Below are 12,984 nucleotides of genomic sequence, written 5' to 3'. Positions count from 1 at the left end.
GTCAGTTCTCCTTGCGATGCGAGGCGACGGCATCCAGCCCTGCCTCGACGATGCAGACGGCGCCGGACAGCGCCAGCACGGCCAGACCCCAGCCGAGCCAGTCGGTGGCCAGCAGCGTGGCCAGCGGCAGCGCGACCCACAGCGACACGCAATAGGGGCAGTCCATCAACTGCCCCCACAGGCCCGTGCCCAGGCGCTGGCGCAGCTTGAGCACGAGGCCGAACGGCCCGTCCTCGGCGGCCAGCAGGTGCGTCACGCGCCAGGCCGCCAGCACGGCCAGCGCCAGGCGGGGCCAGAAACCGAGGTCGTCCAGGGTCATCGGGCGCGCCTGCGCGAAGGGTTAAACGGGCTCGGGCCCATTGATGATCTTGATGGGGAACAGCTTCCAGCCCGAGTAGTGCACGGTGCCTTCGTTCACCACGGTCTTGTCCCAGGCCTCCAGGATGACGACGTAGACGCAGGCTTCGCCCGGGCCGAGCAGCTGGTCGGCGGGCAGGCCCAGCGGGTTGCTGGCGGCGTCCAGCACCTGCAGGTTCCACGGCGTCAGCGTGCCGGTGGACAGGCTCTCGGCCGGCAGCGCCAGCGCGCGCGCCGGCACGGTGTTGGTCGAGTTGATCAGCGTCACCTGCGGCGAGACAGCGCCCTGCTTGACGAAGCGCACCTGGTAGCTGTCGAAGTTGTTGCTGGTCGGCGCCGTCAGGTCGTTGCGGTCGATGTACTGGTCCCATGCGTAGCCGCGGATGTCGACAGTCTTGAAGACGCCCTCGGGGGTCTGCGTGTACATGTCGGAGCAGGGTGCCTGGCTGCCGATGCCGACGATGTCGGCGCGGATGGGCTCGTTGTCGACCCACGCGCGCTGGATGTCGTAGTAGGTGTTGCCGGCCGTGTCGATGACCTGCAGCAGGAAGCTGAACTTGCCGCTGCCACCGCTCTGGTTGGGCGGGTCCTGCTTGGGCAGGCTGTTGCTGTCGAAGGCGCTGGGTGCCAGCGACGGCACGTTCCAGCAGGTGCACAGGTTGGTCGAGTCGATGTGCACGCAGATGCATTCGCTGCGCGCGCTCCACACATTGGTCAGCACGCTGGGCGTGGGGTCGCCGTCCAGCACGTTGCTGCTGCGCACCTGGTCGGCCGTGTAGTTGATGGGCGGGCCGCTGGGCTGGGCGATGCTCATCGGATTGAACTCGACGTGCGTGACAAGGCGCCAGTCACCGCCGGGCACGATGCCCGTGAACGGCGCGGGCTGCGGCTCGCTGAAGGTCGGGTCGGGGATGGCCCAGATCGTGTATTCGCGGATCTTCTCGCCCAGGCAGCCGTAGACATTGGCCGCGCCGCGCACATGCATGTCGCCGCCTATCGTGGACAGCACGGCGGCCGCGCTGTCGCTGGCGCGCAGCGGTTCGGCCGGGTTGGTGTAGTCCACCGACCAGCGCGCGCTGACGCGCTTGATGTAGACCTCGTTGACCGACAGCGAGAAGCTGCCGGTGCAGGGCGGTTGCAGCTCGGCGCCATTGCTGGCGAAGACGCGCAACCTCAGCGTGAAGGTGGTGGAGCTCAGCAGCTCGATGCCGGCGTCCAGCGCGCATTTGCGCGTGTCCACCCAGCCCAGCGTGCCGCCCGACACCGAGAAGTTGCCCTGGGTGGCGGCCACGTCCGGCAGGGCCAGGTTGTTGGGGTAGACGACGGCGCCGCTGAGCAGGTTGCCGCCTGGGCTGCGCACCTCGATGAGGTAGTGGCCGAAGTTGCTGCCCTCGGCGTCGCCGTGCAGCGGCTCCAGGATGCGGCCCGGGAGGATGTCGGTCTCGCCGCGCACGCAGCCCAGGGGCGACGTGAGCGCGCAGTGCAGCGGGCGCTGGCAGCGGCGCAGGCAGGCGCGGTAGCTGCGCAGGCAGCGGAACACGTCGCGCAGGTTGCGCGCGCGGGCCAGGCAGCAGCCGAAGCGGATGGCGCACAGGCACCAGCAGCGGCAGAACCAGAAGAAGGGATCGGCACGGTGCTTGGCGATCAGCTCGCGGCCCATCAGCGCGGCGGCGGTGTCGGTGCTCAGCAGGCGCTCCAGGATCAATGTGTTGGCGTCGCCGTCCTCGAAGCAGTCGACCTGGCCGGACATCACCTGCTCGGGCAAGCCCTGCGCGAACTCGACGTTGGCGAGCTGGTCGTCCAGATAGGGCTTGTAGGCCGTGGCAAGTGCCTTCACGAGCTGGCTGAAGTCGGCCCGCTCGGCGGCCGTGGGCGGGTTGCTGACCGGCGCGCCCAGCACCTCGCGCGCGCAGCGCCAGTAGCGGTAGAGGTAGTAGCTGGAGCCGCGGAAGCTGCGCGGCCCGCGGCACATCAGCCAGCCGAAGACGATGCAGCAGCGCAGGTGCAGCAGGCACCAGCGCCAGCGCTCGATGGGGCCGAGCTGCTCGCGCACGGCGGCGGGCAGCAGGCGCTGCGCCACCTCCTCGTTGCTGAAGCGGTCGAACAGCGCGAAGGCCTGCGCGAACTCGTCCTCGCAGCTGGGCGGGTTGGCCAGGGCGTCCTTGATGAGGGCGTCAGATGACTCGGCGCGCTTGAGGTCGGCCTCCAGCACGGGCTTGTAGGCGGCCAGCAGCTCGCTGAGCACGAAGTGGAAGTCGTCGTCCAGCGGCTCGTCGTCATCAGGGTTGGCTGCGGTGGCCGGCAGGTTCAGGCCGGGTGGCAGCTCGGCAGCGGGGCGGATGGGCTTGGGGGTGGTGGCCATGATTGCCTCCTTGAATGGACAGGGCGAAGGGCGAGCCGCGCCAGCGGCGCTGGCTCGTTCCGAGGAGACGGCAGCAAGGTGTCGCGGTGCCTCATCTCAAAGCTAGGCGGGGCGCGCGACTGGTGCCTCCCTAGGGCAGACGGGGCATATTCACCAGCGCCCGGGTTGGCGCTGACCTAAGCGTTACAAGGCGCGCCCGAGGCGCCCCTGCCGCGCGCAGACGTCACGTTGTCAGGGGACCAAACCGCCCACCCCACCGGCATACACTCGTTTGCAAAGCCGGCATCGGGTCTCGATGCGGCGGCATCCTCTTTCCGACTGGAGAACACGATGAGCGCAGGCAAAGCCCGTTCGGCGAGCGGCGTACCGGGCCTGGACGATGTGCTCCACGGCGGGCTGATCGACGGCCGGCTCTACCTGGTGGATGGCGAACCGGGCGCCGGCAAGACGACGCTGGCGCTGCAGTACCTGATGCAGGGCGTGCGCGACGGCGAGCCGACCTTGTACGTGACGCTGAGCGAAACGATAGGCGAGCTGCGCGCGGGCGCGGCATCGCATGGCTGGTCGCTGGACGGCATCGAGATCGTCGAACTCATCGTCGACGAGGACGAGCTGTTCGGCGACTCCGAACTGACGATGTACCACCCGTCGGAAATCGAGCTGAACGAAACGACCAAGCGCATCCTCGAGGCCGTGGAGCGCTGCAAGCCGCGCCGCATGGTGCTGGACTCGCTGTCCGAGCTGCGCCTGCTGGCGCAGACCTCGCTGCGCTACCGCCGCCAGATCCTGGCGCTGAAGCAGTTCTTCATCGGGCGCCACTGCACCGTGCTGTTCCTGGACGACCGCTCCAGCGACGGCATGGACACGCAGGTGCACAGCATCGCCCACGGTGTCATCGCGCTGGAGCGCAGCGTGCCTGCTTACGGGCCGGTGCTGCGGCAGCTGCGCATCAGCAAGTTCCGCGGCAGCGATTTCATCAGCGGCCAGCAGGACTTGCTGATCCAGCGCGGCGGCCTGGAAGTGTTCCCACGCCTGACGGCCAACCAGCACGGCGCGCCTTTCAGCCGCGACGTCGTGCCCAGCGGCGTTCCTGCGCTGGACGAGCTGCTGGGCGGTGGCACCGAGCGCGGCACGGCCACGCTGCTGGTCGGGCCGGCCGGGGCCGGCAAGTCCACCATCGCCGCGCAGTACGCCGTGGCAGCCACGCGGCGCGGCGCGCATGCGGTCATCTTCACGTTCGAGGAAGGACGCACGCTGCTGCTGGACCGGTTGCAGGGCCTGGGCATGTCCATCGACGAGGGCATCGGGCCGGGCAAGCTGAACGTGCGCCAGATCGACGCGACCGAGGTGCTGCCCAGCCAGTTCACGACCATCGTGCGCGACTCGGTCGAGCGGGACGGTGCGACCGTCGTCGTCATCGACAGCATCAACGGCTATCTGAACGCGATGCCGGAGGAGCGGGCGCTGACGATCCAGTTGCACGAGCTGCTGAGCTACCTGAACAACCACGGCGTGGCGACCTTCCTGGTGGCGGCGCAATCGGGCATGCTGGGCGGCGGCATGCGCAATCCGGTCGACGCCAGCTACCTGGCCGACGCGGTGGTGCTGTTCCGCATGTACGAGCATGCCGGCGCCGTCTGCAAGGCCATCTCGGTGGTCAAGAAGCGCAGCGGCCCGCACGAGGACACGATCCGCCAGCTCTGGTTCGATGCGAAGGGCGTGCATCTCGGCCCGCCGTTGACGCATCTGCGCGGCGTGCTGGCCGGGGTTCCCGTCGACGTCGGGGCCACGACGAGGCGCAAGGCGGATTCACACGATGACCACGAGGGATGACGCCGGCCGCTCGTACAGCGAGCGGGTCATCGTGCTGGCGCCGACGGCGCGCGATGCGGATGTCACGCAGCGGCTGCTGGCCGAGGCCGGCATCGACGTTGTGGCGGCCGCGGAGTGGCGGCATGTCGAAGCGCTGATCCGTGATGGCGCCGGTGCGCTGATGGTCACCGACGTCACGATCGCCAGGCCCGAGTTCGCGGGCCTGCTGGGGGCGCTGGAGAGCCAGCCCGCCTGGTCCAACCTGCCGGTGCTGGCCTTGTGCCGCCACGGCCTGCAGGCGCCCGCGCTGCGCGAGGCGCAGCTGCGCAACCTGACCGTGCTCGACCGCCCGACGTCCACGCGCGCGATGGTCAGCGCGGTGCTGTCGGCCTTGCGCGGGCGCCGCGCGCAGTACCAGATCCGCGACCAGATCGATTCGTTGCTGCACGCGGAGCATTCGCTGCGCGTGGCCGACCAGCGCAAGGATGAGTTCCTCGCCACGTTGGCGCATGAGCTGCGCAACCCGCTGGCGCCCATCCGCACGGGGCTGCAGCTGCTGTCGCAGCCCGCGCAGGACGCGGCGCAGCTCAAGGGCGTCACCGACATGATGGAACGCCAGATGAGCCAGCTGCAGCGCCTCATCGACGACCTGCTGGAGGTGTCGCGCATCACCACCGGCAAGCTCAACCTGCAGCGCGAGCGGCTGGACATGCGCCGCGTCGTCGAGATGGCGCTGGAGGCCTGCGAACCCCTGATCGCCCGCGGGGGGCACCAGCTGGCGGTCACGCTGCCCGACGAGCAGCTTTGCGTCGATGGCGACCTCACGCGCCTGGCCCAGTCGCTGAGCAACCTGGTGAACAACGCGGCCAAGTACACGCCCGACGGCGGGCGCATCGCCGTCATGCTGGCGCGCAGCGGCGAGGAGGCGGTGCTGACCGTGCAGGACAGCGGCGTGGGCCTGCCGCCGGACATGATCGCGCGCGTCTTCGACATGTTCGCGCAGGTGAACCGCTCGCTCGATCGCTCGCAGGGTGGGCTGGGCATCGGCCTGGCGCTGGTCAGGAGCCTGGTGTCGCTGCACGGTGGCCAGGTGTTCGCGGCCAGTGCCGGGCTCGGCCAGGGCAGCACGTTCACGATCCGCCTGCCGCTCGTGACCGGCGACGCCGCGCCGGCGGCGCCCAGCGAACCGGCGGCCATGCCGTCGGCGAAGATCCTGCGCATCCTCGTCGTCGACGACAACGATGACGCGGCGACGTCGCTGGCGATGCTGCTGTCGCTGGGCGGCCATGACGCACGGGTCGAGAACGACGGCAGGGCAGGGCTGGCGGCGGCCGCCGACTTGCTGCCGCACGCGGTCTTCTGCGACGTCGGCATGCCGGGCATGAGCGGCTATGAGTTCGCGACGCTGCTGCGCCAGGACGAGCGTTTTGCCAGCACCTTGCTGGTCGCGTTGACGGGCTGGGGCTCGGAGGACGACAAGAAGCGCTCGCGCGCCGCCGGCTTCGACGAGCACCTGACCAAGCCGGCCAGCGTGGACGCCGTTTTGGCGCTGCTGGCCAGGCTCTAGCGCCGCTGCATCGGCGCCGGTCGGGGCGCCCGCAATCGCAGCCATCCCGGGGTTGGGAACTGACGAACGGCCGCCGCCGCGAAACCACGCAGAATGCCCGCAAGCCCGAGACGCGGCTGACTGGAGAGAGACAGATGAAAATCAAGACGGATGGCTGGATGCCGCAATGCCTGGGCATCGCCGTGCTGGCGCTGGCACTGGGCGCGGCTCAGGCTCAGCCGGTGGCGGCCAAACGCAAGCCAGCCGCGGTCCGCCCCGTCGCCGTCGCGCCCGCCGCATCCGCACCGGCGCCGGTCGTCGTGCCGGAGCGCCTGCTGGAGCTGGGTGGCATCGAGGAATACCGCCTGCCCAACGGCCTGCAGCTGCTGCTCTTCCCCGACGCGACGCAGACCACCACCACCGTCAACATCACCTACCGCGTCGGCAGCCGCCACGAGGCGCCGGGCGAGTACGGCATGGCCCACCTGCTGGAGCACATGCTGTTCAAGGGCACCGAGCGCCAGAAGGACATCCCCGGCGCGATGGCGCAGCGCGGCGTGCGCTTCAACGGCACGACGACGGTCGACCGCACCAACTACTTCGCGAGCTTCAACGCCAACGCCGACACGCTGGCCTTCCTGCTGGACCTGGAAGCCGACCGCATGGTCAACAGCCGCGTGGCCAAGGCGGACCTGGACACCGAGATGACGGTGGTGCGCAACGAGTTCGAGCGCGGCGAGAACCAGCCGTTTGCCGTGCTGTCGCAGCGCGTCAACGCGGCGGCGTTTGCCTGGCACCCCTATGGCCACGCGACCATCGGCCCCAAGAGCGACATCGAGAACGTGCCGATCGAGAAGCTGCAGGCCTTCTACAAGCGCTACTACCGGCCCGACAACGCGACGCTGCTGATCGCCGGCCAGTTCGACAAGGCCGCGACGCTGGCGCTGATCGCCCAGCACTTTGGCGCCACTCCCAGGCCTGCCACGCCCGTGCCGCAGCCCTACACGGTGGAGCCGGCGCAGGACGGCGAGCGCAGCGTCGTCGTGCGCCGCCTGGGCGGCCAGCCCATCCTGCTGGCCAGCTACCACGTGCCTGCCATCACCCACCCGGACACGCCCGCACTGATCGTCTACGGCCTGTTGATGAGCCTGCAGCCCAGCGGCCAACTCTACAAGCAGCTGGTGGAGCCCAAGCTGGCCGTGGCGGCCGGCATTGGTGGCGCGGGCGGGGCCGAGCCCGGCACCACCAGCGCCTTCGCGGCGCTGCCGCCGGGGGCCGACGTGGGCAAGGTCGAGACGCTGCTGCTGGACCTGGCCGAGGGGCGCTCGGCCAAGCCCTTCGAGGAGAGCGAGCTGGTGCGCGTGCGTGACATCGCCGTCAACAGCTACCGCCAGCAGATGAAGAACCCCGAGGCGTTGATCCAGCAGATCTCCGGCCTCATTGCGGCGGGCGACTGGCGGCTGCTGTTCCAGCTGATGGAGGACATTCCCAAGGTCACCCTGGTCGACGTGGAGCGCGTGCGCGCCGCCTACTTCAGGCCGGCCAACCGCACGCTGGGCCGTTACCTGCCGGCCGACAAGGTCGAGCGCGTCGACATCCCGGCCGCGCCGCCGCTGGCGCAGCGCCTGGCCGAGCTGAAAGGCCCGCCCAAGGTGGAGGACGGCGAGCAGCTGGAGCCGGTGCCGACGGTGCTGGAGTCGCGCACCAAGCGCGCCACGCTGCCCAGCGGCATCGCCTTGCACACGCTGCAGAAACAGACACGCGGCAACACCGTGGTGCTGCAGATGCAGCTGCGCTGGGGCGAGCGCGGTGCCACCTTTGCGCGCAACGGCACCGGCCTGGTCGGCCAGCTGATGAGCGAGGGCAGCGCTGGCCTGACCCGGCAGCAGTTGCAGGACGCGCTGATCAAGCTGCGCGCCAACCTCAACATTTCCAGCTACGACCAGGGCGCGAGCATCTTCATCAGCGCCGAGCGCGACACGCTGCTGCCGGCATTGCGTGTGGCGGCGGACGCGCTGCGCCGCCCCAATTTGCCGCAGGACGCCTTCGACCGCGAGATCAAGTCCGCCATCGCCGGCATCGAGGCCTCGCGCCAGGAGCCCGGCGTGCTGCGCCAGGAGGCCACGCGCGGCCACTACAACAAGGCCCGCGGCGTCAGCCTGGGTCACCCGGACTATGTGATGAGCGTGGACGAGCGCATTGCCAACCTGAAGGCGACGACGCTGGACGACGTGAAGCGGTTCTACGCCGACTACTGGTCGGCCAACGAGGCCCAGGTCAGCGCCGTCGGCGCCTTGCCGGACGGCTTGGCCGCTGAAGTCGACAAGCTCTTCGGCGACTGGAAGAAGCCGGCCGCGCCGAAGTTCGTGCGCCATGTGGCCCAGCATGTGGCCGTGCCGCCGGCGCGCTTTGACGCGATTGCGCGCGACAAGGCCAATGCCATCGTGCGCCTGCACGAGACGCTGCCGCTGAACACCGAGGAGCCCGACTACGCGGCGCTGGAACTGGCCGTGCACATCTTCGGCGGTGGTGGGCTGGAGAGCCGGCTGTCCGAGCGCGTGCGCCAGAAGGAGGGGCTGACCTATGGCATAGGCGCCAGCCTGTCGGCCGGGTTCTGGGGCAACGCCGGGGGATTCATCATCCAGGCCAGCTATGCGCCGGACAAGCGGGAGCGCGTCATCGCCGTCGTGCAGGAGGAGGTGGCCCGCATGAAGGCCGAGGGCGTCACGGCGGCGGAGCTGGCGCGCGCCAAGAAGGACATCCTCGAAGGTCGCAAGCAAGGCCGTGCCGACCCCGGCGCTCTGGCCGGCGGCCTGAGCAGCCTGGCCGAGCGCGGTGAGACCTGGGCCGCGGCCCAGACCCGTGACGAGGCACTCGCCGCCGTCACCGTCGAGCAGGCCAACGCAGCCTGGCGCAAGCACATCAAGCCCGAGAACTTCATCATTTCGACCGCGGGCGACTTCAAGAATCCCTAGGGCTAAAGTCCCCTAACACCCCGTCACCGGAGACCGCGATGAAGATCGATCCCTACCTGTTCTTTGACGGCCGTTGCGAAGAGGCGATCGAGTTCTACAAGAAGGCGCTGGGCGCCAAGGTGGAATTCATGATGCGCAACTCCGAGAGCCCCGAGCCGCCGCCGCCCGGCATGCTGCCGCCGGGTTCGGAGAACAAGATCATGCATGCCTCGGTGCACGTCGGCGGCGCGCTGGTCATGATGTCCGACGGCATGTGCAATGGTGAAGGCAGCTTCAAGGGCTTCTCGCTGTCGCTGGACTGCCCCGACGCGGACACGGCCCGCGAGGCCTTCGCCGCGCTGGCCGTGGGCGGCCAGGTCACGATGCCGCTGGGCAAGACCTTCTGGGCGCCGCTGTTCGGCATGGTCACCGACCCCTTCGGCGTGGGCTGGATGGTGGGCGTTTCGGCCGACGCGGAGTGACCGGCACGGTGCAGTTGCCGGCGCATCTGAAGGCCGACTGCTCGGCCTGCGTGGCGCTGTGCTGCGTGATCCCGCCGTTCGATGCCCTGCAGGGCTTCGGCTTCGACAAGCCGGCCGAGACGCCCTGCCAGCACCTCTGCGCCGACCATCGCTGTGGCATCCATGTCGATCTGATGGCGCGCGGCTTCTCCGGCTGCGTGGCCTTTGACTGCCTGGGCGCGGGCCAGCGGCTCACCGCGATGGCCGTCGAGCGCTTCGGCGATGCCGACTGGCGGGCACGGCCCGACGTGGCGCGCTGGCTGTTCGCGGCCTACCCGCGCGTGCGCGAGGCGCAGGAATGGCTGGCCCGGCTCAGCCTGGCGGCTGCGGTGTCCGGCCTGGACGGCTTGCGGACGCTGGCGGCCGAACTGGAGGCGGAGTCGCCGCGCTGGCCGGACTGGAGCGCGGCCGAGCAGGGTGCGTGGCAAACCCGCGTGCGGGCTGCCCTGGCGCCGCTCGCCGAGAATCAGGCGTTTCGGAACTGATGCAACCCATGGATTCAGCAAAATCCGCTCTGCCAGTGGCCTTGGCGGACGAGCGGCTAGGCGCCGGTTGGCGCCGCTCCCGTACCGCCGTTCGCGTCGTGGCCGTCGTGTGCAGCGTGGTGGCGGCGGCCATCGTGTTCAGCCTGTTCAGCCAGTTCAGGGTCCAGGAGGGTGAGGCGAAGCCGCAGCGGCAGTTGATCGGGACCATCGACCTGCGTATCGGCAACCCCGTGGTGGCTGCCGAGCGCGGCGAAGCCCAGGCCCGCCTGGATGTCGAGGCCGGCCTGTTGCAGTTGCAGACGTTCGGCCCGCCACCGACCAAGGCCGACACTGCCAAGGCCCATCGCTTGAAGCAGCGCTATGGCATCAGCTGGGTCCACAAGGGCGACGTCGCGACGCCCGTCTCCCAGGCTCAAGCGGATGGCTACAACCGCGTGATGCGCGCCGAGATCGAACGCCGTCATGGCGGCGAACTGGCGGATCGGCTGATGCGTGATCTGAACATGGCCGCCGCCAGTCAGGACAAGAAGGAGAATCCATGAAGCTCATCGGCATGCTGGACTCTCCCTACGTGCGCCGCGTCGCGATCACGATGCGGCTGCTGGGCCTGCCGTTCGAGCACGCGGCCATTTCGGTGTTCCGTGGGTTTGATGCCTTCCAGCAGATCAACCCGGTCGTCAAGGCGCCCACGCTGATCTGCGACGACGGCAGCGTGCTGATGGACTCGACGCTGCTGCTGATCTACGTCGAGGCGCTGGCCGGCCGTAGCCTGATGCCCAGCGACCCGGTCGAGCTGGTGCGCGAACTGCGCCTGATCGGCCTGGCGCTGGCCACCTGCGAGAAAACGGCGCAGATCGTCTACGAGCGCGGGCTGCGCCCGGCCGAGAAGCGCCACGAGCCCTGGATCGAACGCGTCACCGGGCAGCTGCATGCGGCCTATGGCGAGCTGGAGGCAGAGCTCGCCGCGCAGCCGCTGGGCGCGAGCGAGGCCGGCAACCGCCAGTCCGGCATCACGGTTGCCGTGGCCTGGGGCTTCTCGCAGTTCCTGATCCCCGAGGTCGTACCCGCCGCGCTGTACCCGCAGCTGGTGGCGCTTTCCGCCGCGCTGGAGGCGTTGCCGGTGTTTCGCGCCATCCCGTGCGACGACGCAGTGACCTTGCCGCCCACGCATTGAGGTGACCGTCGCCTGCCTTGGACCGCTTGCTGAACCTCACGTTGACGACCTGTTGGCTGGTTAGGGATATGACCACCGCTGAATGCATGTGAACGTTCGAAAGTTTTTCCGTTCAACAAGGTTCGGTATGAAAAGAATTGGTTTTTTGATTGCAAAGGTTGCTGTGGCGGCCTGTGCGTTGGCGGGTTCTGCGGCCCATGCAGACCGGTGGAATTTCGTCTTCCATGATCTGCATCACGTCTATGAAGACCTGACCAACGGGCAAGCGACCGACTACGGCCATGTGTCGCTTGAAGGCTTCTTCTTTGCGGATGACCTCAATCATGACGGGAAGATCAACCTTGCCGAGGTGCAGTTGGTGAGCCTCGGTGGCACCGGTTTCGCCAAGGCTGATGGCGAGATTGCCTCGTTCTCCTACGGCGGTGGCAATGCACTGAGTATTACGGCCTACGGCTACAGGGCCGTGCTGAGCACCGCCGGCGGTTTGTCGTATGGCAGCGGGGGATACAACGACAACTATTGGGTCGACGCGACCAGCTACATCACGGTCGCTGCCGCACCGGTGCCGGAAGCTTCGTCGTTCACATTGCTTTTGGCGGGTCTCCTCGGGATTGGCAGTTTGACCGCCATTCGTCGCCGGCACTCTTGAAAGCAGGCTCATCGTCGACATGCACCGCCGCCCGCCTCAGACTGTCTACGTGTTCCAGGGCGGCGGCGCGCTGGGTGCCTACCAGGCCGGCTTCGTCGAGGCGCTGGAAGACGCGAGCCTGCCGCCCGACTGGCTGGTCGGCACGTCCATCGGTGCGATCAACGCGGCGCTGATCGCCGGCAACGCGCCGGCCGACCGCGTGAAGGCGCTGCGCAGCTTCTGGGATCGCGTGACGCGGCCGGGCCTGACGCCGCATCTGCCGGTCAACGCCTTCACCGCCGTCTGGCAGACCTGGCAGACGCTGACCAGCGGCATCCCCGGCTTCTTCAAGCCGCGCGGCCCGCAGGCCTGGGACATGACCCGCCGCGCGCCGCTGGCCGAGCTGGGCTTCTACGACACGGCCCCGCTGGCCGCGACGCTGCGCGAATTGGTGGACTTCGACCGCATCGCCGCGGCCGAGACACGCCTGACGCTGTGCGCCGTCAACGTGCGGTCGGGCGCGCTGGCCTTGTTCGACAACCGTGACGGCCACACGCGCATCGGCCCCGAGCACGTGATGGCCAGCGGCGCGCTGCCGCCCGGCTTCGCGCCGGTGCAGATCGGCAAGGAAGCCTATTGGGACGGCGGCATCTACTCCAACACGCCGCTGGACGTGGTGCTGGACGATGCCGAGCGCCGCGACACGCTGTGCTTCATGGTCGACCTGTGGGACGCGAGCGAGGCCGCGCCGCAGACGATGGCGCAGGCGCTGACGCGCTACAAGGACATCCAGTACGCCAGCCGCATCATGGAGCACCTGGGCGACCACGAGCACCTGCAGAACCTGCGCCGCGCGCTGCGCCTGGTCGGCCGCAAGCTCGACGCGAAGACCGCCGCCGAGCCGGCCATGAAGGAGCTGCTGGCGCTGGGCTGCGACTCGCGCATCGACATCGTGCACCTGGTCATGCGGGCCTTGCCCGGCGAGGACTCGTGGCGCGACATCGACTTCAGCGACGAGCGCCTGCGCGCCCGCTGGACCACCGGGCTGAAGGACGGCCACCGCATGCTGGCCCGCGCGCCGTGGAAGGCGCCCGCGCGCGACCGCGTGGGCATGCGCGTGCACACGCTGGACGACGCCGGTTGAG

The 12,984-nt window shown here is 69.1% G+C and carries 11 protein-coding genes; 9 read left to right on the top strand and 2 right to left on the bottom strand.

Annotated features, from left to right (window positions below; genetic code table 11):
* Position 1: 1 nt before the first annotated feature.
* Positions 2-319 (bottom strand): DUF1360 domain-containing protein, encoded by a 318-nt coding sequence (locus AC1D29_RS01160; protein WP_477893923.1) that lies wholly within the window; start codon positions 317-319, stop codon positions 2-4.
* A 21-nt stretch (positions 320-340) separates the two neighbouring features.
* Complete coding sequence (locus tag AC1D29_RS01155; RefSeq protein ID WP_477893921.1) at positions 341-2,719, bottom strand: hypothetical protein; 2,379 nt, start codon at positions 2,717-2,719, stop codon at positions 341-343.
* Positions 2,720-3,049: 330 nt separating this feature from the next.
* On the opposite strand from AC1D29_RS01155, the gene AC1D29_RS01150 reads away from it, so the two are divergent.
* The 9 genes from AC1D29_RS01150 to AC1D29_RS01110 all read left to right on the top strand — a co-directional run bounded on the left by AC1D29_RS01150 (position 3,050) and on the right by AC1D29_RS01110 (position 12,983).
* The gene (locus AC1D29_RS01150; protein WP_477893919.1) at positions 3,050-4,552 is read left to right on the top strand and encodes an ATPase domain-containing protein; all 1,503 of its coding nucleotides are present in this window, start codon (positions 3,050-3,052) and stop codon (positions 4,550-4,552) included.
* Complete coding sequence (locus tag AC1D29_RS01145) at positions 4,536-6,098, top strand: hybrid sensor histidine kinase/response regulator (protein WP_477893917.1); 1,563 nt, start codon at positions 4,536-4,538, stop codon at positions 6,096-6,098. Before AC1D29_RS01150 ends, AC1D29_RS01145 begins: the two co-directional genes overlap by 17 nt.
* Positions 6,099-6,232: 134 nt before the next feature.
* Positions 6,233-9,052, top strand: a complete 2,820-nt coding sequence (locus AC1D29_RS01140) for a M16 family metallopeptidase (RefSeq protein WP_477893915.1) — start codon at positions 6,233-6,235, stop codon at positions 9,050-9,052.
* A 38-nt stretch (positions 9,053-9,090) separates the two neighbouring features.
* The gene (locus AC1D29_RS01135; RefSeq protein ID WP_477893913.1) at positions 9,091-9,513 is read left to right on the top strand and encodes a VOC family protein; all 423 of its coding nucleotides are present in this window, start codon (positions 9,091-9,093) and stop codon (positions 9,511-9,513) included.
* A complete protein-coding gene (locus AC1D29_RS01130) occupies positions 9,510-10,037 on the top strand; it encodes a hypothetical protein (protein WP_477893911.1) in 528 nt (175 codons plus the stop codon). Before AC1D29_RS01135 ends, AC1D29_RS01130 begins: the two co-directional genes overlap by 4 nt.
* Before the next feature lie 8 nt (positions 10,038-10,045).
* Complete coding sequence (locus AC1D29_RS01125) at positions 10,046-10,579, top strand: hypothetical protein (protein WP_477893909.1); 534 nt, start codon at positions 10,046-10,048, stop codon at positions 10,577-10,579.
* Entirely contained in the window at positions 10,576-11,211 is a 636-nt protein-coding gene (locus AC1D29_RS01120; protein WP_477893907.1) for a glutathione S-transferase, read from the top strand. Before AC1D29_RS01125 ends, AC1D29_RS01120 begins: the two co-directional genes overlap by 4 nt.
* 127 nt (positions 11,212-11,338) lie before the next feature.
* Positions 11,339-11,860, top strand: a complete 522-nt coding sequence (locus AC1D29_RS01115) for a hypothetical protein (RefSeq protein ID WP_477893905.1) — start codon at positions 11,339-11,341, stop codon at positions 11,858-11,860.
* A 19-nt stretch (positions 11,861-11,879) separates the two neighbouring features.
* Complete coding sequence (locus AC1D29_RS01110) at positions 11,880-12,983, top strand: patatin-like phospholipase family protein (protein WP_477893903.1); 1,104 nt, start codon at positions 11,880-11,882, stop codon at positions 12,981-12,983.
* Position 12,984 lies beyond the last annotated feature (1 nt).

The organism is Roseateles sp. P1_C6 (genome assembly GCF_056406315.1).
Note: the sequence above shows the minus strand (reverse complement) of the source record. Positions and strands in the feature narration are given on the sequence as shown.

Excerpts from the sequence above, each read along its gene's own strand:
- AC1D29_RS01115 (WP_477893905.1), top strand. The coding sequence starts at position 11,339 with ATGAAAAGAATTGGTTTTTTGATTGCAAAGGTTGCTGTGGCGGCCTGT.
- AC1D29_RS01125 (WP_477893909.1), top strand. The coding sequence starts at position 10,046 with ATGGATTCAGCAAAATCCGCTCTGCCAGTGGCCTTGGCGGACGAGCGG.
- AC1D29_RS01145 (WP_477893917.1), top strand. The coding sequence starts at position 4,536 with ATGACCACGAGGGATGACGCCGGCCGCTCGTACAGCGAGCGGGTCATC.
- AC1D29_RS01160 (WP_477893923.1), bottom strand. The coding sequence starts at position 319 with ATGACCCTGGACGACCTCGGTTTCTGGCCCCGCCTGGCGCTGGCCGTG.
- AC1D29_RS01110 (WP_477893903.1), top strand. The coding sequence starts at position 11,880 with ATGCACCGCCGCCCGCCTCAGACTGTCTACGTGTTCCAGGGCGGCGGC.
- AC1D29_RS01135 (WP_477893913.1), top strand. The coding sequence starts at position 9,091 with ATGAAGATCGATCCCTACCTGTTCTTTGACGGCCGTTGCGAAGAGGCG.
- AC1D29_RS01140 (WP_477893915.1), top strand. The coding sequence starts at position 6,233 with ATGAAAATCAAGACGGATGGCTGGATGCCGCAATGCCTGGGCATCGCC.
- AC1D29_RS01120 (WP_477893907.1), top strand. The coding sequence starts at position 10,576 with ATGAAGCTCATCGGCATGCTGGACTCTCCCTACGTGCGCCGCGTCGCG.
- AC1D29_RS01155 (WP_477893921.1), bottom strand. The coding sequence starts at position 2,719 with ATGGCCACCACCCCCAAGCCCATCCGCCCCGCTGCCGAGCTGCCACCC.
- AC1D29_RS01150 (WP_477893919.1), top strand. The coding sequence starts at position 3,050 with ATGAGCGCAGGCAAAGCCCGTTCGGCGAGCGGCGTACCGGGCCTGGAC.